This window comes from Cytobacillus kochii (genome assembly GCF_044790165.1).
GTDB lineage: Bacteria > Bacillota > Bacilli > Bacillales > Cytobacillaceae > Cytobacillus > Cytobacillus kochii.
The window spans coordinates 3,015,301-3,034,274 of sequence record NZ_CP085254.1; the positions used below are offsets into that span (position 1 = coordinate 3,015,301).

At 37.6% G+C, this 18,974-nt stretch carries 19 protein-coding genes and 1 other annotated feature; of the genes, 5 read left to right on the forward strand and 14 right to left on the reverse strand.

What is annotated here, in order from left to right; translation table 11 throughout:
* The first annotated feature begins 35 nt into the window (after positions 1 to 35).
* Both LG276_RS15435 and LG276_RS15440 read left to right on the forward strand, forming a co-directional pair.
* A complete protein-coding gene (locus LG276_RS15435) occupies positions 36 to 929 on the forward strand; it encodes a hydroxymethylglutaryl-CoA lyase (protein ID WP_263624138.1) in 894 nt (297 codons plus the stop codon).
* A gap of 96 nt (positions 930 to 1,025) precedes the next feature.
* On the forward strand, positions 1,026 to 1,973 hold the full coding sequence (locus LG276_RS15440) for an alpha/beta hydrolase (protein WP_251161952.1): 948 nt from the start codon (positions 1,026 to 1,028) through the stop codon (positions 1,971 to 1,973).
* A 167-nt stretch (positions 1,974 to 2,140) separates the two neighbouring features.
* Here the strand turns inward: LG276_RS15440 and LG276_RS15445 are convergent, their stop codons facing one another.
* The 7 genes from LG276_RS15445 to LG276_RS15475 form a co-directional block, all read right to left on the reverse strand.
* A complete protein-coding gene (locus tag LG276_RS15445; protein ID WP_251161953.1) occupies positions 2,141 to 2,500 on the reverse strand; it encodes a GIY-YIG nuclease family protein in 360 nt (119 codons plus the stop codon).
* A 12-nt stretch (positions 2,501 to 2,512) separates the two neighbouring features.
* Complete coding sequence (locus LG276_RS15450; RefSeq protein ID WP_224936053.1) at positions 2,513 to 3,256, reverse strand: DUF2087 domain-containing protein; 744 nt, start codon at positions 3,254 to 3,256, stop codon at positions 2,513 to 2,515.
* Between the two features lie 85 nt (positions 3,257 to 3,341).
* Complete coding sequence (locus tag LG276_RS15455; RefSeq protein ID WP_251161954.1) at positions 3,342 to 3,668, reverse strand: iron-sulfur cluster biosynthesis family protein; 327 nt, start codon at positions 3,666 to 3,668, stop codon at positions 3,342 to 3,344.
* A gap of 123 nt (positions 3,669 to 3,791) precedes the next feature.
* Positions 3,792 to 4,127, reverse strand: a complete 336-nt coding sequence (locus tag LG276_RS15460; protein ID WP_224936051.1) for a DUF1048 domain-containing protein — start codon at positions 4,125 to 4,127, stop codon at positions 3,792 to 3,794.
* On the reverse strand, positions 4,124 to 4,453 hold the full coding sequence (locus LG276_RS15465) for a PadR family transcriptional regulator (protein ID WP_224936050.1): 330 nt from the start codon (positions 4,451 to 4,453) through the stop codon (positions 4,124 to 4,126). The genes LG276_RS15460 and LG276_RS15465 overlap by 4 nt, the downstream gene beginning before the upstream one ends.
* Before the next feature lie 213 nt (positions 4,454 to 4,666).
* Positions 4,667 to 5,923: an OFA family MFS transporter gene (locus LG276_RS15470; protein ID WP_251161955.1), complete on the reverse strand. Its 1,257-nt coding sequence runs from the start codon at positions 5,921 to 5,923 to the stop codon at positions 4,667 to 4,669.
* Between the two features lie 98 nt (positions 5,924 to 6,021).
* Positions 6,022 to 6,759 carry an SDR family NAD(P)-dependent oxidoreductase gene (locus tag LG276_RS15475; RefSeq protein ID WP_224936048.1) on the reverse strand — a complete coding sequence of 246 codons (738 nt, stop codon included), beginning with the start codon at positions 6,757 to 6,759 and terminating at the stop codon, positions 6,022 to 6,024.
* 153 nt (positions 6,760 to 6,912) lie between these two features.
* On the opposite strand from LG276_RS15475, the gene LG276_RS15480 reads away from it, so the two are divergent.
* Positions 6,913 to 7,827: a LysR family transcriptional regulator gene (locus tag LG276_RS15480; RefSeq protein WP_251161956.1), complete on the forward strand. Its 915-nt coding sequence runs from the start codon at positions 6,913 to 6,915 to the stop codon at positions 7,825 to 7,827.
* A 17-nt stretch (positions 7,828 to 7,844) separates the two neighbouring features.
* On the opposite strand, the gene LG276_RS15485 is transcribed toward LG276_RS15480, so the two are convergent.
* The 5 genes from LG276_RS15485 to LG276_RS15505 form a co-directional block, all read right to left on the reverse strand.
* On the reverse strand, positions 7,845 to 8,174 hold the full coding sequence (locus tag LG276_RS15485; RefSeq protein ID WP_224936046.1) for a YolD-like family protein: 330 nt from the start codon (positions 8,172 to 8,174) through the stop codon (positions 7,845 to 7,847).
* A 23-nt stretch (positions 8,175 to 8,197) separates the two neighbouring features.
* A complete protein-coding gene (locus LG276_RS15490; protein WP_095372669.1) occupies positions 8,198 to 9,457 on the reverse strand; it encodes a DNA polymerase thumb domain-containing protein in 1,260 nt (419 codons plus the stop codon).
* A gap of 478 nt (positions 9,458 to 9,935) precedes the next feature.
* Complete coding sequence (locus tag LG276_RS15495; protein WP_224936045.1) at positions 9,936 to 11,051, reverse strand: NADH-dependent flavin oxidoreductase; 1,116 nt, start codon at positions 11,049 to 11,051, stop codon at positions 9,936 to 9,938.
* A gap of 85 nt (positions 11,052 to 11,136) precedes the next feature.
* Complete coding sequence (locus tag LG276_RS15500) at positions 11,137 to 11,931, reverse strand: SDR family oxidoreductase (protein WP_251161957.1); 795 nt, start codon at positions 11,929 to 11,931, stop codon at positions 11,137 to 11,139.
* A gap of 4 nt (positions 11,932 to 11,935) precedes the next feature.
* Complete coding sequence (locus LG276_RS15505; RefSeq protein WP_224936043.1) at positions 11,936 to 12,904, reverse strand: MBL fold metallo-hydrolase; 969 nt, start codon at positions 12,902 to 12,904, stop codon at positions 11,936 to 11,938.
* A gap of 509 nt (positions 12,905 to 13,413) precedes the next feature.
* Between LG276_RS15505 and proC the strand changes: the two genes are divergently transcribed.
* Positions 13,414 to 14,241 (forward strand): pyrroline-5-carboxylate reductase, encoded by an 828-nt coding sequence (gene proC, locus LG276_RS15510; protein ID WP_224936042.1) that lies wholly within the window; start codon positions 13,414 to 13,416, stop codon positions 14,239 to 14,241.
* 175 nt (positions 14,242 to 14,416) lie between these two features.
* On the opposite strand, the gene LG276_RS15515 is transcribed toward proC, so the two are convergent.
* Positions 14,417 to 15,769: a sodium-dependent transporter gene (locus LG276_RS15515; RefSeq protein WP_404294441.1), complete on the reverse strand. Its 1,353-nt coding sequence runs from the start codon at positions 15,767 to 15,769 to the stop codon at positions 14,417 to 14,419.
* A gap of 139 nt (positions 15,770 to 15,908) precedes the next feature.
* Positions 15,909 to 16,135 (reverse strand) — a binding site (T-box leader).
* 160 nt (positions 16,136 to 16,295) lie between these two features.
* Positions 16,296 to 17,219 (reverse strand): ribonuclease Z, encoded by a 924-nt coding sequence (gene rnz / locus LG276_RS15520; RefSeq protein ID WP_224936041.1) that lies wholly within the window; start codon positions 17,217 to 17,219, stop codon positions 16,296 to 16,298.
* Positions 17,220 to 17,423: 204 nt separating this feature from the next.
* Between rnz and zwf the strand changes: the two genes are divergently transcribed.
* Positions 17,424 to 18,920 (forward strand): glucose-6-phosphate dehydrogenase, encoded by a 1,497-nt coding sequence (gene zwf / locus LG276_RS15525; RefSeq protein ID WP_224936040.1) that lies wholly within the window; start codon positions 17,424 to 17,426, stop codon positions 18,918 to 18,920.
* Positions 18,921 to 18,974: the final 54 nt, after the last annotated feature.

Genomic DNA, 18,974 nt, shown 5'->3' on the forward strand with positions numbered 1-18,974 from the left:
ATAAAGTAAACGTTTTCTATAAAAGGAGGAATATAATGTTTACACTGCCGAAAGAAGTGACGATTATTGAAGTGGGCCCGAGAGATGGACTACAGAATGAAAAAAACTTCGTTCCAACAGATATCAAAAAACAATTTATTCAAAAATTAAAAAGTGCTGGTGTAAAAGAAATGGAACTTACCTCATTTGTTTCGCCAAAATGGGTACCGCAAATGAGTGATGCAGCTGAAATTGTAGCTGATACCCTTACATCACATACGCGAGATATGGTACTTGCTCCCAACCGAAAAGGGATTGATCGTGTTTATGCTACTGATTGCCAGGCCGTTGCTACTTTTGTTGGTGTTAGTCAAACGTTCAACAAAAAGAATATTAATAAAACAACCGAAGAAAGTGTCACTGAAATTGTGCCAATAATCAAAGAATTAAAAGGAAATGGATATTTTGTACGTGCTTGTATTTCCACAGCTTTTTATTGTCCGTACGAAGGAAAAGTAGATGTAAATGATACATTAAAATTATGCCAGGCCTTTGTCAATGCAGGAGCAGATGAGTTAAGTGTTGCTGATACCATCGGAATGGCAGCTCCGCATGAATCATTTGATGTATTTAAAAAGTTAAAAGATGCTTTTCCTGAAACACTCATTACCGCTCATTTTCATGATACACGAAAATTAGCTCTTCCTAACATCCTCGCTGCTCTTCAAGCTGGTGTCGACCGTTTTGATACTTCTGCTGGTGGACTTGGCGGCTGTCCTTTCGCTCCAGGTGCAGCTGGGAACGCTGCTACGGAAGATGTGGTATATATGTTAGAGAGAATGGGTATCTCAACCAATATAGACTTGCAAAAGCTAGTTGAAGCCATTCATCTCGTAAAGCCACATATGACAAGGTCAATTGAAAGTAGTTATTTTCAACTAAATGCTTAAACAATCTGTCCATCTTATGACACGAACCGGTGTTTTAAGATGGATATTTCTTTTGTCCAAATGGTAAAATAAAGGAAAACACCATGGAGGGAAAAAATGAAAAGAATCCTGCGCTATAGTTTATTACTGCTAACTGTTATTCTCTCTATTGGCACCTACTTCACAAATAAATTAATGTATATTCGTAAAAAAGATAACGCGGTTATCGTTGAAAGAGAAAGCATCGCTGGCAGATTAAATGTCACAGCCTATGATCAATTAGAAAAGGAAGAACATTTTATCCATTCTCCATTAGGATACTCTCTTAAAGTTGTCGTTGCTGCACCTTATCCTAGTAATAGATACGTCATCATTTCTCATGGGGTGACAGAGAATAAAACGAACTCTATAAAATATATGAACTTGTTTTTATCTCGCGGTTTCAATGTCGTTATTTATGATCACCGAAGACATGGTGAATCTGGCGGGAAGACAACGAGCTATGGCTATTATGAGAAATATGATCTTAAAGCTGTGGTAGATTGGCTCAAAAGACAGAAAGGTCCTGATGTACTCTTAGGTATTCATGGTGAATCAATGGGGGCAGCGACAATGCTCTTATACGCTGGGAGCCTTGCTGATGATGCTGATTTTTATATTGCTGATTGCCCTTTTTCTGATTTATCTGGTCAACTTACTCATCATTTGCGTACGACCTTTAAATTACCACCTAAAGTAATCTTGCCAATAAGTAACGTTTTTCTTAGATTGCGTGACAAATATTCCATCCATGACGTGTCACCACTCGCTGTCGTATCTTATATTAGCAAGCCTGTTCTTTTTATCCATAGTAAAGATGATACATTTATCCCACCTGTTATGACGGAAATGCTTTATGAACAAAAAAATGGACCAAAAAAACTGTTCATTGCTAAATATGGTGCACATGCTCAATCATACAATGAAAATAAAGAAGCCTATGAAGCAGCCATCGACTCTTTCTTTACGGATAATGGAATCCCCTTTCAAGTGGAAGATTCACCTGCCCATAAATTTGAGCGATAGCCTACTATAAGCTGATTTTCAACCAAATTCCCACCCTCTATGATTGACTAGACTGAAGCTTTTGTTTACTTGATGCTCATTTCTCTTTTTAACGCACACAGCTCTTTATAGATGCCCTCACCAAGGCATAGAAAATCAAATTTGCTTAGCATAACTTTTCTAACCTATTATTCCTCGGGTTTATGGTGATAGCCTTTGTCATCATAAGCCTCTTCTTTAAGAATCCATTCTTTTCTCTTTTTTTGCAGTTCGAACTTCATATCGTTGATTTCACTTTTATCCTTCTGCCAGAGTACTTCATAACTAAACACATCTTCACCGTATTTATGCCAATCTTCTTGTAATTCTTTGTTCATATGACGACCATCATTTAAGGTCATTTTAGAAGTAAGCCAACGATTTTTCACATTTGGTACAGCATCAATGAATTTTTTTCCATTGCTTTCGTTTTTTATTCTAATCACACCATAATAGGTTTTCATCTCTTTATACTGTTGTTTTAATTCTTTCTTACGATCGGGTTTCAATAGTATTCCTCCTTAATCATTTACCCAATAGGCTTTGCCATCTGGCGTCCTGTTCATATATCCATAATCGATTAAATACCTTCTTATAGTGACATAATCATCGTATATGCCTACTAGTATTTCTTTCATTTCATCTTCTCCGTATGTGCGCCCAGTAACAAATTCCTTGATGATGCGACTTAAAATCGCGATTTTCTTTTTCTCTTTTTTCGGTAATCGTTTTAACTTGAGCGGATGGAGGCTCTCGAAATTTTCCTTTATGATTTGCTCTCGTTCTTCTATTGTCATAAAGTAGCGCTCATCCACCATCGTCGCACCGTTATGAATAGGGATGATTTCTTCCTGAATATGACCTAGAAATGCATTTTCATATATGGCTAAATATAGCTTTGCTTGCTTTGCCTTTTCACGAAATGAAAACTTTTGATGGCGAATCGTTGAGTGAGATACATTCATCTCTTCTGCAATTTGGGCATCTTTTTTACCCGATTGAAAGGCGCTTAACAACTGCTTTTGTTTATCTGTAAGCGTATTATATTTACTTTCGTCTGAAAGTAGCTGCAGAAAGTTCCCTCCGTGCTCTTCGGATATATGCCACTCTACTGCTTGTTTTCCTAAAAACATTTCTTCGGCAAATTGATAAACCCGCCCTGTTTCAAAAGTCTGTTGGCAATAATTACATACGTAAACAGCCTCTTGTGATCGATATTGATATCCTTGCTTTAGTTCAGTGAAAGTTAATGATTGAAAGTCCATATTACCCTCCTTATATAAACAAATTTTAAATATGTTTATTAAATTAGTCAACAAAAAAAGAGAAGATTTCTGTTTCTTCTCTTTCTCATTTCGTATAATCCATGAAAGCCATACGTGGATTCAAGTATTCATAATTATTTTTTAATTGAAAGCATCTCGCCTGTTCACTATAATCAATCGTTACTTCTTCTGATAAAAAGACTTCCTTAGAAGGCTCGATATAAATAGACATAAAATCTGTTTGGACTTCGCTGTCATCTGGCTCTAGTTCTTTTACAAGCCACAAAGCCGTTACACCGCTTACAACACAGCCACACCCTTCAGTATCATATTTTAATTTTAAATAACCCTCTTTATTTTTTAATTTTTCTGTGAGTTTTATTATGGCTCTTGGTGTAATTGTTATCTTCAACTTTACCGCCCTTTCTTTCTATGTTAACCATGATTATAACAACTAAAATGTTTGAATAACAGCTTCAGTCCATTAGATACCATTTGACAACCTATCCCACTGCCATTTATCTAATTGGTTATATTATTTATTTAATCTTTCTATTTCCAATCGGAGTTTTTCTTGGCTTTTAATAAACCAAAGTTCCTCTGGGTATTGCGCCATAATGGCATTTGCAAATTCAACAGGGTCATTACCCATAATATCCTGTAATGGAAGTTGTTCAATTGAACTTTCTTTAAATAATTGAAGCATATTTTCTAACACTTCCATAAAATTTTCTCCTTTGGCGAAATTCCACATATACTGTTCTAACGCATGAAGGGCATCCTTGTAACTTTGTGGCAACTGCTCTTTTTCAGCTTTATAATCGTTATATCGCTTTTTACTACCAATTAATTTTTCAAATAGGTTTTTCATTTACTATCATTCTCCTTTATTTCATTTAATTTTCTAGAGAGAAAAAACCATTTCTCCCAAAACTTATCGAGCTCATACTTCCCAGAATCATTTAACGTATAAAACTTCCTTGGTGGACCAAGCTCCGATTTTCTTTTTTCAACATGTAACAGCTCTTTTTTTTCAAGTCTAAGCAACACAGTGTACACAGTTCCTTCTGCAATATCTTCAAAGCCTATGCTTTGTAAATACTGTGTGATTTCATAGCCATAGGTCTCCCCCTGCCCTATTTTCTGAAGCACAATCCCTTCTAACACACCTTTCAATAATTCTGTTAACCCTTTCACTCGCTAAACCCCTCTTTCATTCTTTGCTAAATAGTAATACTAAGTAGTATGCATAAACAACTTGTTTTTTAACATAAACGACACTAACTATATAGTAAAACTAAGTACTACTACATAATATGACTAAGTAGATAAATTGTCAATGGTTTTAAAAAAAATAAAAAACCACCTGAACTTCTTTTCTTAAAAGGCTCAGGTGGGGAACACTTATGCTTACACAATGATTGCTTGCTGTTTCTTTTCTTTCTTTTTATTTAAAAATAACACTAAACCTACAAGCCCAATACCGATAGCTGTTAAGATTGCTGCTGCGATATAAGCAGTCGTAAAGCTTCCTGTCGTTTCCTTAAAGTAGGAAGCGATACGTGGACCTACAAAAGCGCCCCCAGAATAGCCAAGGAAAACGATGGCATAGTTCATACCGAAATTCTTTGGACCAAATGACTGACTAGTTAAAGGCGGAAACACTACAAGTAAACCACCAAAAGCAAAACCGAGGATAACAATACAAATGGTGAAGTACACAAGTGATGTCGCCATTGTTAATAGTAATAATGCAGCAATCGTCATAACTAAATTAATTAATAGAGCGATATAGGAACCGAATTTATCATAAATAACCCCAAACGCTAAACGTCCAACAAAGTTCGATAATGTGCTAATACTGACAATGACTGCACCAACTGTCGCTGTTAACCCAACTTGGTCTTGAGCGATTACAGAAGCAGAAGATACCATCATTGTTCCTGCCGTACTCGCTGCCACTAAAGTTAAAAATAATAGATAAAACAGCGGAGTAGCAAGCATTTGCTTCCAATTTAGATTGATGATTGCCGCCTTTTTCTTTTGACTTTGTTCTTGTTCCGATGGTAATTTCCAGCCTTTGGGACGAAAGTTAGCTGGTGCAGTGTACATTAACCAACCCACAGCCCAAACACCGATAAAAAAGACGATCCCCAGTATACGGAATGATACTAGCACCCCGAAACGTTCAATGATCATCGCCGCAATCGGAGACAATATAAATGGACCAATTGCTGCACTTGATAATAATAACCCTGAAATTTTTCCACCCTTATCAGGGAACCAACGCATAGCTGTGACTAAGGCCGAATTATACATCATCCCCGCTCCACTACCAGCGATTAGGCTGAAGGTTACATAAAGCATAGGAATGGTTGTCACTGAAGCGGTTAAAAACCAACCTAACCCAAAGAGTAATCCACCAATATACATTAGCCACTTGACTCCATAGCGGTCAGTAATCATGCCGGCAAATATGGCAACAATAGCAAAAATTAAAGTGTACAATGAGTAAGCTAAGTTATAGTCCGCACTTGACCATCCATGTAATTTTGTCATCGGTTCCGAAAAAACACTAAAAATCGCAATAGAGGCGACGAGAAAAATAATGATCCAGGCACTAGTGAAAATAAACCAGCGATTTGGTACTTTCTTTGATGTTGACATGTTTATCCCCCTTTTTCGAACAATCGCTTCACTTTTTACCTTTAAAGAAAGATAGCCATTAAGCCTTTACTGCTTAATGACTATCTTCAAAAAAGTAATTATACGATTGTGTAGCCGCCATCAATCGGTACGACTGCACCGTTCATAAATTTCGATTCATCTGATGCTAAAAATACGGCTAGATCAGCCACTTCATAGTCATTGCCAAAACGGTCTAACGGTATTTTATTGGTTGGACGTGTTTTTAACATATCTGCTGTTAATGGCGTACGGATTGTTCCTGGTGCAATCGCATTCATTTTGATACCTTTAGAACCATAGACCGCAGCAATATGCTTCGTATAACCAACTACCGCATGTTTGGATGCCGTGTAAGCGGCTCCACCCATTTGTGCAACAAGACCTGCAATGGAAGCAATATTGACGATTGTTCCTTCACCGCGCTTGATCATATTTGGTAATACAAGGTTTGTAATTTTATAAATGGCTTTCACGTTAATATCAAAGATTAAATCCCATTGTTGCTCTGTTGTTTCTAAACTGTTCGTGTATTTATCAAAAATTCCAGCATTATTGATGACAACATCAATCTGACCATAGTGATCCATAGCTGCTTTTACCATATTTTCTAAATCAGCTTGTTCTGTTACATTGACTTTTACCGCTAAAGCTTCCCCGTTGTTTTCCTTTATTTCTGCTACTACTGCTTCAGCACCTTCCATATTTAAGTCAGCAACAATTACTTTCGCCCCTTCACTAGCAAAACGAAGGGCTTCAGCCTTGCCCATACCAGATGCTGCCCCTGTAATAATAGCTACTTTATTTTGTAATCTCATAACTGTCTCCCCTTTGAACGTAAATTAAATTAGGATAAGTGATTGCCTATTCCTTTGTCCTACGTTTACTATTGTAAAATAGTCTTTTAATAACGTATAATACATCTTTATCTATAATTTATAACTTTGAAGTTATGAAAGAGGTGGATAGTTTTGGAGCTTTTACAGTTACGCTATTTTCAAAAAGTAGCTCATTTAGAAAGCATCACGAAAGCAGCGAATGAATTACATGTATCTCAACCAGCATTGAGTAAAATGATTGCAAGGCTTGAACATGATTTGGGGGCATCTCTTTTCGATCGTCAAGGACGAACCATTCGCTTAAATGATTTTGGTCGCTCTTATTTAAATAGAATCAATCGTGTGTTTTTTGAATTGGAGGAAGGCGAGCGTGAAATAGAAGAAATGGTAACGACACAACATCGTATCACTTCGGTTTCCATTGCCCTGCCACATATCTTACCCTTCTTTATTGGAGAATTCATGAAGGAGCATCCTAATGTTCATATTAAACAATACACTGGCACAGCAGCAGCGATGAAAAAGCAATTAGAGGATGGAGATATTGATTTTTGTATTTCTATGAGGCCTATCGAAGGGACAGAAATTGAGTGGGTGACCCTCCTTGATGAGGAAATCTTTTTATCTGTCCCACCTGATCACCCCCTTGCCCACCGATCTTCGGTTCATTTAAATGAAGTATGTAACGAGGTATTTATTAATCGTCCGATGGGCTATGATTTTAGAGATTTAACGGATCAGTTTTGCTCTGAAGCAGGCTTCACTCCCCATACTCCGATTGAACTTGAAGAAGCAGGAGCTATTTTACGATTGATTGAGCTCGGTTTAGGGATTTCTTTTACACCACAGTTATCATTATTACAAGAGAATTTACCGAAAACAGTGCAAATCCCAATCACTGCTCCTCGTTGTCGACGTAATATTGGACTCGCCTGGCATAAAGGACGTTATTTCTCTCAGGCTGCGACTGATCTCCATCAATTTACGGTGCGTTTTTTTAAACACATCGCTCTTACTTATTTTGACGATCAGAGTGTTGGCGATTGATACGGGGTATAGTTAACTTAACTTTCTTCTATATGAATGATTTCTGGTAGGAAAATGATATCAATACGGTCATCCTCCTTTACGACTCGAAGCGATTGTTTGAATGTATCTACATAATGAATGCGACCGGAAATAGTCACTTGTTCTCCTCGACGGAACAAGGTAAATGTTAACAAAGTATGAAACGCCATGGCCTCGCTAATCACCTCATCGAACTGTTCATATTGTTGTTCATCTAACTGAGGTTTAGTTTGTTTATGGTGACTTTCATCATACTCTCTTAAAAGCTTGACATGTTCCGGTAGCATCATTGAAACCCATTTCTTATTCCCACGATCACGAAGCATCACTTATTCCTTCTTTCTCCTTACTATTTTTTATGACCACCGACAAGTGTTGCTCTATGTCTCGCTGTACCTGCATCGGTATAAGAAACCGCTCGCAATAAGGAAGCAGATCCGAAGCGGGCACGAATGCGATCGACGGTATAGCCGAGCTTGCGCTTGTTAAAGCCGTTTTGATCAAATAAACTAAGCTGATACTCGTGATCATCGGTTATTTGTCCAAGAGAAATAGTAATCTTCCGAACCGTTTTGCCGTTATAATGTTCATCTAATAAAGCTAAACAAACATGATAAATGGTCATTGTTACATTTGTCGGCTCCTCCATTGTCCGAGAACGATAAAATCCACCACCAAACTCATCCTTGCTATATCCAAGCCCAAAATGAACGGTTCTTCCAGCCTTACGATGTGTGCGCGCCCTTCTTGCAACCTCCTCACACATTTCTAAAACAACATGCTTGATTTCTTCTTTATCAGTATAATCTCGAAGCAAGATTTGACTTTTCCCAAAGCTAATTTGACCTTGTAAAATCGGAGCACCGATTTCTGACAAATCTATTCCCCATGCGTGATAATAAAGCTGATTGCCCATAATACCAAACTTTTTTTCTAGTGTAGTTAGATTAAAATGGGCAAGCTGACCAACCGTGAAAATGCCCATACTGTTCAAGTTTTTCTCCATTCTACTGCCTATACCCCACATTTGACTTAATGGAGAAATCGGCCAAAGCTTTTCTTCTATTTGTTCATAAGTCCACTCAGCAATACCAGCCTTCTTTGCTTCTAAATCAAGACAAAGCTTTGCCATTAACATATTAGGACCAATCCCAACAGATGAAGGTAGTTGAAATTCCCTTTCGATATCATCTTTTATCTTTTGGGCAATCGTATAGGCGTCACCCCATATATGTTCTGTTCCGTCAATACGAATAAAACTTTCATCGACACTATAAGTGTGCACAGCCTCTTTTGGTACATAGCGATGAAATACACGTGTAATTTCCATAGAGACACGTAAATACGTAGCCATCTTTGGCTCTTCAATAATAATGCGGGGATCATTGGGTACTTCAAATAGCCTCGATCCTGTTTTTATGCCAAATTCTTTCTTCATTCTCGGTGAAGCAGCAAGAATGACACTGCCTTTACGATCATGATTTCCCGCCACTACAAGATAGCATTCCATTGGATCTAATCCCCGTATAACAGCTGAACAACTGGCATAGAAGCTCTTCATATCTATACATAAAATTTGTTGTTTTGGCATTACACTATAATCAACCATTAGATTGCCTCTTCCCACTATAAAATAAGAACTTATGTTCCGTTTATTTATACCCATAATATTAACCGAATATACGTTCTCTTTCAATGGAAATTTTACGACGAATTTCTTATATTCTACTGTCTAGACAAAACCTGGGATTAAATAAGAATAGCTCTATCATTAGATGAGATGGACTATGGGGAAAAACAAACTCTTGTACAGCAGAAGGCTGCTCCTTCCATTATCCTATGTATAAATATTCGACATATTATGATATTTTACCTAAATCTATAATCAAAAAAGTCCCAGCTTTTCCTCTTTTATTTGACATGCCTGTTATTTAACGAGAATGTTTAATGGATAGTCAAAAAAATCACTGTTTTTCCGCTATCTTTGACCGTTTCACTATTGATGTATGAGCAAACCGCTTTTGTAACCAAAATAAGACAAAAAAAAACATGAACAAATTGTTCATGTTCATGTTTTCTAAAGATTTCTAGCGAGTAAATGGGACCCAACCTTCTGCAGCTAGGATCACTTCCCATAATCCGTTCGGAATGTCATATTTATCTCTTTCTTTTAAATTCAGGGCATATTCTATTTTCTCAAGACGATCTTCTTGAATATATGCAGCCCATCTTGGTGAAATGAGTAATTCTCTACCTATAGCAATAAGCGGGATATTTCGTTCTCTAACAGCTAATGCGTCATCAGGTGAATTCACTTTTCCAACGGCCATTAACGGAACACGTCCGTTAATTACTTCATTCACCAGCTCAATTCTTGTGCGCTCTGTATCCGCCCCGCGGTGAGGAGTAGATAGTGCATGCATAAGAGAGATGTGCAAATAATCGAATGGAAGATTTGATAAAGCATCCACTAGTTGAAAGGTTTCAGTCATTGTTAAACCAGGTGTCGACGGCTCTTCAGGTGAGAAGCGATAACCGAAAATAAATGGTCTCTTTGCATGCTTATCAATCGCTCTTTGGCAAGCTTCCGCAACAGCCAATGGAAACTTCATCCGATTTTCTACAGATCCACCCCATTCATCCGTACGGTTATTCGTATAAGGGGAATAAAACTGCTGTACTAAATACCCGTTTGCACCATGAATTTCTACTCCATCAAAACCTGCTTCAATTGCTCTTCTCGTTGCTTCTCCAAAAGCTTCGATGATTTCTTCAATTTCCCCTGTCGATAGGGCACGAGCCTTTTGGTTATCACGATCGATATTTGACGCAGATACAACATCACCATCGGGAACAAGTTCAGAAGGACATGAAATGCCGCCGTGATGAATTTGTATCACCGCTTTTGCCCCTTCTTGTTGAACCGTCTCAGCTAGTTTTTTTAAACCAGGAATAAACTGGTCATCGTAAATAGCTGGTTGACCAGGAAAAGCTTTACCATTTGGTGTTACATTGGCACAAGCAGTAATAACTGTACCTAAATCTTTTGCACGGGCCTTAATAAAGACTAATTCTTCTTCTGAAATAGAGCCATCATCATTAGAAGAATAATGTGTCATCGGTGCGAGTGCAAGTCGATTTTTAACTGTCACACCGTTAGGAAATGTATAGGATTCAAATAACGGTTCAAATTTTGCTTTCATATCTATCACCTTTTCTCTATAAATATCTTCACGATTTCACCATATAGATAAAAACAGCCCGATGCAAACCATTCAACTTGAAACATTATTTTTTATTAAACACACCGCGTCCAGCCCATTCAAATAATCTGGGAGCAATGGCAAATACTTTACTCCCTAAATTCATCCACCTTGGGAGATTGACCTCTCTTGTTGGCGTCAACATCACATCAACAACTTTTCGCGCAACATACTCCGGCTTTAACATATATCGCTGAACATTTTTCACATATGTGCCTTCTTTATCAGCAATATCAAAAAAATTCGTCTCAATTGGGCCTGGATTCACCGTTGTAATATACACACCTTGAGAAGCAACTTCCATCCGTAGGCTATTAGAATAACCTAATACCGCATGTTTGGTTGCAGAATAGGTACTTGATTTCGGCGTGGCAATTTTTCCAGCTTGTGAAGCGATATTGATAATATGCCCGCTTTTGGTCGCTAACATTTTTGGCAATACTTGCTGTGTGCAAGCAATTAAACCCAGTACATTCACATCGAACATGCTTTTTACTTCTTTCATATCTGCATCATGAGCATAAGTGAAAATGCCGTATCCCGCATTATTCACAAGGACATCGATTACTTTAAACCGTTCGAGAATCAATGGGAAAACTTCCTCTACCTTTTCCACATTAGAGACATCTAAAGAAAATGTATAAATATCAATAGCATAGCGTTGCTCAAGCTCTTCTTTCATTGCAGCTAATTTATCTGTCCTTCTAGCCACTAAAGCAAGATTGGCTCCTCTTTCCGCACAAAGCCTTGCCATCTTTTCACCTATCCCACCTGATGCACCTGTAATAATAATGTTCTTTCCATGTAAATCTTTTCCCATTTTATCACCTCATTTGGCTACTATAGAAAGACACACCGTCCTTCTTATACTCATTTACTTCCCCCATCGCAAGCAAATAGTCGAGCTGACCGATTGTTTCAGATACCGTAAGAGGTAATTGCATTTTGTAAGCTTTCGGAAAAAGGCGTTTGCATATATCAAAGACCGTCATTGATTCTTCCATGAGCCATTTCTTGACCTTCATCGCACGTTCATGCTGTGCTTTTTTTCGTTGAGGTATGATTTCATTTACATTTGTGAAGACTTCTCCATGACCTGGCAATACAAGTGCAAGCGGATAACGGCTTAATTTATCAAGCGATTCATTATATTGCAATAATGATTTAGGGCGCTCAGATTGCCCAGGTAAAGGTGGCTCCATTAACGGATTCGGAGAAATATGAGCCAGCAGATGGTCACCACCAATATAAATTCCATCACTTTCTCGCAATAAACCAATATGACTTTGTGCATGACCCGGCGTTTCGATAACACGCCATCCCTTTAACCCTGGAGGTTCGTCTCCCTCACAAATCTCTTGTGCTAATGAGCGATCACAGAAATAGGCAAGCTCAGTATGTAGTCTTGTCATTACTTTATCGTAATACTGAATCAAGCCAAACTCAGTGAGAACATGCTGATAAAAATCATTATTTTGCTGTAGGAAGGCCTCTGTCCGATTGAGCCATCGCTCATTTAAAGGATGACCAATAATTTGCATATCAGCCGGAAAATAATCCAGCAGACCAACGTGATCTGGATGATGGTGAGTCAGAATCACTTGCTCAATATCTGACAGTGTTAAGCCTAACTCATTTAGTTCTGACTGCAACGCTTCCCAAGCTTCCTCTGTTTTAGGTCCAGCATCTATAAGGGTTAGCTTCTCTCCTTTGATGACATAAAGGTTAACATCACCTACAGGAAAAGGAGTAGGAATCACGAGTCGACCGATATCATTAATCCATTGTGCCATTTTCATACCCTCCAACAATCATTATATTTAAATAAAATATGTGTAGAACAATCTAATCTTTAAACATATATATATTTAATCTTAGCTTTATTTCTCAACAATGTCATTATTTTCACATAACTTTTAACAAATTATCTCTAAAAACGAATAAAAATGTTATTGACAATTTCCCTTGTTATCCCTCATAATCACAATAAATTAATGATTTAACGCGATGAATAAGAATAGTAGATGAACATAAGACGAAAAGAGAGTGAAACTCAATTAGGCTGAAAGGTTTCACCGTCCCCTAGTCCATCGAACCTACCTTATGAGTGTTAGCAAAACTAACCGTAGCCGGCGTTAACGGAGTCGAGATTGTCTGTTCTAACTCAAAGAACATGACAAATGAAGGTGGTACCACGGAAGCACGTCCTTTCGTCCTTTACAGGATGAAGGGGCTTTTTTTTATTGACCTTGACGGAGTTTGCAAGTACGAACCTTATCAACATTATCAAGGAGGAAAAAAAATGAAAATCGCATTTATTGGCGCAGGTTCAATGGCTGAAGCTCTAATATCTGGCATCATTACACAAAAATTAGTAAGTGGAAACAATGTATGGGTAACGAACAAATGCAATCAAGAAAAGCTCTATGAATTACAACAATCTTATGGTGTCAACATATCTTATGACATAAAAGACATCCTCTCTCATGTCAATATCGTCTGCTTAGCTATGAAACCAAAGGATGTCGGAGAAGCGATTCAAAGTATTCGAGCTTATTTACGTAAAGATATGTTAATCGTCTCCGTCTTAGCAGGGGTATCCATTACTTCTATTGAAGAAATGGTAGACACAGACCTAGCTATTGTTCGTGCCATGCCTAATACTTCAGCAACAATCGGTAAATCTGCCAGTGCATTAGCCATGAATCATAATGTAAACCATTTACAATTAGAAACGGTTAAAGGGATGTTTGAAACAGTTGGTTTAACGACCATCGTTAAAGAGGAAGACTTAGATGCGGTTACAGGATTATCCGGAAGTGGTCCAGCCTATATATATTATCTAGTTGAAGCGATGGAAAAAAGTGCAGTAGAAATAGGGCTCGAAAAAGAGGTAGCAAAAAAGTTTATTATCCAAACCTTAATAGGTGCTGCAGAAATGCTTGAGAAATCGTCAAAAGAATCTGCCCAATTACGAAAAGAGGTCACTAGCCCTGGAGGAACAACAGAGGCCGGATTAAAGGTACTCGAAGCACATGCGGTACAAGAAGCATTTGTAGAATGCATTAAAGCAGCGACAGCACAATCTAAAAAACTTGGTGAGATTTTTGCTAATAACATGAAAGTTTAACCTAATGAATGGATATTAAAAGAATTACACTGCTGCACATTCATTTTTTATTTGCATTCTTTCTTAATTATAGATAGGGACTGGGACAAAAAAATACGAACAAACCGGATTACCGCCATTTGCTCGTATTTCTATTACTCTGGAGCATCTTGATATTGTCTCAGTCTTTCAACTGTTACTTGAATAGATCAAATAAACCAGAAGAATCTATGAACACAATTATAATAATGATTGGTACGATATATCTCATCAAAAAGAACCAAACATTAAATATCCCTGTCAGCGCCGTAGAGTTCATGACAATTTCGCTTTTTAATAAGTCTTTTTTCATTCGATAAGATACGAATAGAGCAATCATCAAAGCACCAAAAGGTAAAAGAATATTACTTACTAAGAAATCAGCACTATCAAAAATAGATTTACCAAAAATAGTTATGTCAGATAGTAAGCTATAAGAAAGATTAGAAGGAATTCCGACGATGAATATCGCCAAACCAAATAACCAAGCGATTTTACCCCTATTTTTTGTCGCTCCTTTCGTAACGGAAGCTACTGCGATTTCAAGCATTGAAAAGGCAGAAGTCAGTGTCGCGAATAAGAACAAAGCCAAGAATAACAACAAGAAAACTTTTCCAAAAATAATTTGATCAAATACAGCTGGTAAGACGATGAATAGTAGCCCAGGTCCAGCAGTTGGCTCAAACCCTAATGAAAAGACGGCAGGAAAGATGGCCAAACCAGCCAGTATAGAAATGAATAAGTTCATTGCGACAACAGAAAGTGCCGGTTGTAACAAACTTTCTTTCTTTGATAAGTAAGAACTATACGTAACCATTACAGAAATCCCTACACTAAGAGAAAAGAATGATTGCCCCATGGCATATAATAAACTTTCAGAGTTTAATAAAGAGAAATTGGGTTGCAAGAAGAACTTTATTCCCTCTGAGGCGCCTTCTAATGTAACAGAACGAATAATAATAATAATAAACAAGATAAATAATGCTGGCATCATAAATTTACTTACCTTTTCAATCCCTTGCTGTACACCCTTGGCAACAACGAAAATTGTAATGATGAGGAATAACGCCTGTGCACCTAAAGAAATATACGGATTAGATACAGTTTCATTAAACAGACTCTCATACCCCGACATCCCTACACCTTTATCACTTGTTACTCCATAAAATAAATATTGAATAACCCAGCCACCGATTACACTATAAAAAGAGAGTAATAAGAAAGAAGTAAATACGCCTAAGTAACCAACCCAATGCCACTTTGTTTTAGGTGCGATCGTTTTATAGGCAGAAATCGCTTCTTTTCCTGTACTACGGCCGATAACAAACTCAGCCAGCAGTAATGGAAAACCAATAAATAAAGAGAACAAAATGAATAATAAAATAAAAGCGCCACCACCACTTTCCCCAGTCACATAGGGTAGCTTCCATATCGCGCCTAAGCCAATTGCAGAACCTGCAGAAGCAAGAATAAATCCAAGCTTAGAAGACCATTGTTCGTTTTGCATGATTTTTTCCTCCTTTTTTAACCTTTATCTATATCTTCCACATTATTTCATCCCCTGGAAATTAAGACATTTGTCAACGTGAATTTTGTTATAAAAATCCTCTATTCCTTATTGAAAATAAACAAAAAAGCCGCAAAGCTCATAAAGGGACGTGTGACTCACGCGGTACCACCCTTTTTGAAAGCTTGCGACTTTCCACTCGAATTCATAACGGTATTGATGACCGTCCTTACTGTCTTCGGCCGAACATGACAGCAAAGAAAAAGCTCCAAGAATGAAATTCATCTTATTTATAGTTCAGCTCACACCAACCGCTGACTCTCTTTACTAGGGAAATAAGGTTTACTAGTTTCTCTTCATTGCTTTATAAAATATAATTTTAAAAGTATAAATGTGATTATAGTACGATTACTATCTATAAGTCAATAACTGTTTTTTTAAATTTTTAAGATAAAATGAAACAGACATTTCTCCCTATGTCCTGAGTTGGTTCTACTGTTGCATTTGTTTAAACTGATAAACTACGCAATTATTTCCTAGGGATATCTATTTCTTTAAAATCTTCAGCAAGGATTGCTGCAGGGAAATCTACCTTTGCCTGCTCTTCTAGCTGTGACCACTCACTACGTTCATAGCGTGAACTAATATGTGTGAGACATAATTGTTCTACGCCCGCTTGTTGGGCTACAGCAGCTGCTTGGGCAATTGTGGAATGGTAATAATCATGCGCGAGCTGTTCCTCGCCATTCGCAAAGGTTGCCTCATGAACAAGTAAATTTGCATTGCGTGCTAATTCAATTGCCGCCGAACAAAAACGCGTGTCACCTAAAATAGTCACGATTCTCCCCATTTGTGGTGGTCCAACATAATCTTTAGGATTAATTATGCGACCATCCTCAAGAGTAATTGTCTCACCTTCTTTAATTCTTTTAAAAATAGGGCCTGGCCTTACACCATCTTCTATCAATTGATCAGCCATTAAAGTTCCCGGCAAATCTTTCTCTACAACACGATAACCGAAAGATGGTATACCATGGTCAAGTTTCTTTGCTGTCACTATGAATTGATCATCATAACAAACGACCCCCTCGTCTATTTCAATAATCTCAAGAGGATATTGCAAGTAAGTTTGACTAACCGAAAGAGACACTTCGATATATTCTTTTATTCCCTTTGGACCATATACTGTTAGCTTTTCTTTGCCGCCTTGATGTGAACGACTAGCTAAAAATCCCGGCAAACCATATATATGATCGCCATGAAGATGAGTAATAAAAACTTTCTCTATTCTTCTTGGCTTGATTGTTGTATGTAAAATTTGATGTTGTGTGGCTTCTCCACAATCGAACAACCATATGGCTCTTCTTTCATCTAAAAGCTTTAAAGCGATACTTGTAACATTCCTTGCTTTCGCAGGGACACCCGCACCTGTTCCTAAGAAAAAAACTTTCACTGCCTTTTCTTCCTTTCTCCTCATTCATTATTATCATCATACAGAAAAACACGATAAAGCTAAAGCGCTACAGTTATTTCCTTTCAAAAAAGGTTGCTGTTTTTCACTTTAAGCGATAAAATTTTATACTTGAGTGGGTATATATTTCATCGTTGAGATGAACCTAAAAAAATAGAACTTTTTTACATAGAAAGGAATATCATTGTGAATAATTCTGAAAATCCAACTGCATTGATTATGATATTCGGTGCAACAGGTGACTTAGCGAAACGTAAACTATTTCCATCACTTTACCGATTGTTTAAAAGAGGAAAACTATCTGAACGCTATTGTATTATTGGCGTTGCTAGACGAGAACTAACGAACGGTGCTTTTCAAGAAAGTGTGCGACAATCTATTGAAGAAGCTGAAGGACATCATGATGACCTTAATGAGTTTATCACACACTTTTATTATCATTCCCATGATGTCACAGATTCTAGTTCTTATTTAGCGTTAAAAACACTAGCAAATGACTTAGATACACATTATCAATTAGAAGGTAATCGCATTTTCTATTTAGCGATGGCACCAGAATTCTTTGGGACAATTGCCGATCATTTAAAATCAGATGGGCTAACAGAAGTTGACGGTTTTAAACGTTTAGTAATTGAAAAACCATTTGGTCATGATCTCCCTTCTGCAATAGAATTGAACAATCGCCTTCGTCAAGCGTTTGCTGAGGAAGAAGTTTATCGAATAGATCATTATTTAGGAAAAGAAATGGTCCAAAATATAGAGGTCATTCGCTTCGCCAACGCCATATTTGAACCACTATGGAATAATCGCTACATATCTAATATCCAAGTGACATCAAGTGAAGTATTAGGTGTCGAAGAACGTGGGAGATATTATGAGAATAGCGGTGCTCTTAGGGATATGGTGCAAAACCATATGCTGCAAATGGTTGCCTTACTTGCAATGGAGCCACCAATTAAACTGACAGACGAGGAAATCCGTTCTGAAAAAGTAAAAGTGTTCCGTGCTTTGAAATCACTTGAAGGAGAGGCTGTAAAGGAGAATTTTGTTCGTGGCCAATATGGACCAAGCAAAAAAGATAATGAGCCAATTAACGGTTATCGTCAAGAACCGATGGTCAAAGCTGACTCCAATACCGAGACTTTCGTTGCCGGAAAACTGATAATTGACAATTTCCGTTGGGCCGGCGTTCCTATTTACATCCGTACAGGAAAAAAGATGGCAACGAAATCAACAAAAATAGTCGTTCAATTCAAGGATATTCCAATGAATTTATACTATCAGCATGAAAAGACGTTAAACCCTAATTTACTCGTCATTCATATCCAACCAGATGAAGGAATTAGTCTTTACTTAAACGCACAAAAATCTGGTGACACAATGAATGCCACACCAGTAAAGCTCAACTTCTCCAACAATAGTGTCGATCACATGAACACACCTGAAGCTTATGAGCGACTCCTTTATGACTGTATGCGCGGAGACGCAACAAACTTTGCTCATTGGGATGAAGTGGCTTTATCTTGGAGCTTCGTCGATAAGATCTCACAAATTTGGGAAAACCAACAAGCAGAGCAATTTCCAAACTACGAAGCTGGAACAATGGGTCCAAAAGCGGCTGACGAGTTATTAGAAAAAGACGGCTTCCACTGGTGGCCGGTAGAAAGCGGCGACTATCGTTAATATGTATGCACAATATAAAGCATGGCGTAAGGGGAAAAAAACCTTATGCTATGC

Coding starts and splice junctions, on each gene's coding strand:
- LG276_RS15435 (WP_263624138.1), top strand. CDS start 36: ATGTTTACACTGCCGAAAGAAGTGACGATTATTGAAGTGGGCCCGAGA.
- LG276_RS15440 (WP_251161952.1), top strand. CDS start 1,026: ATGAAAAGAATCCTGCGCTATAGTTTATTACTGCTAACTGTTATTCTC.
- LG276_RS15450 (WP_224936053.1), bottom strand. CDS start 3,256: ATGGACTTTCAATCATTAACTTTCACTGAACTAAAGCAAGGATATCAA.
- LG276_RS15460 (WP_224936051.1), bottom strand. CDS start 4,127: ATGAAAAACCTATTTGAAAAATTAATTGGTAGTAAAAAGCGATATAAC.
- LG276_RS15470 (WP_251161955.1), bottom strand. CDS start 5,923: ATGTCAACATCAAAGAAAGTACCAAATCGCTGGTTTATTTTCACTAGT.
- LG276_RS15475 (WP_224936048.1), bottom strand. CDS start 6,759: ATGAGATTACAAAATAAAGTAGCTATTATTACAGGGGCAGCATCTGGT.
- LG276_RS15485 (WP_224936046.1), bottom strand. CDS start 8,174: ATGCTTCGTGATCGTGGGAATAAGAAATGGGTTTCAATGATGCTACCG.
- LG276_RS15490 (WP_095372669.1), bottom strand. CDS start 9,457: ATGGTTGATTATAGTGTAATGCCAAAACAACAAATTTTATGTATAGAT.
- LG276_RS15495 (WP_224936045.1), bottom strand. CDS start 11,051: ATGAAAGCAAAATTTGAACCGTTATTTGAATCCTATACATTTCCTAAC.
- LG276_RS15500 (WP_251161957.1), bottom strand. CDS start 11,931: ATGGGAAAAGATTTACATGGAAAGAACATTATTATTACAGGTGCATCA.
- LG276_RS15505 (WP_224936043.1), bottom strand. CDS start 12,904: ATGGCACAATGGATTAATGATATCGGTCGACTCGTGATTCCTACTCCT.
- proC (WP_224936042.1), top strand. CDS start 13,414: ATGAAAATCGCATTTATTGGCGCAGGTTCAATGGCTGAAGCTCTAATA.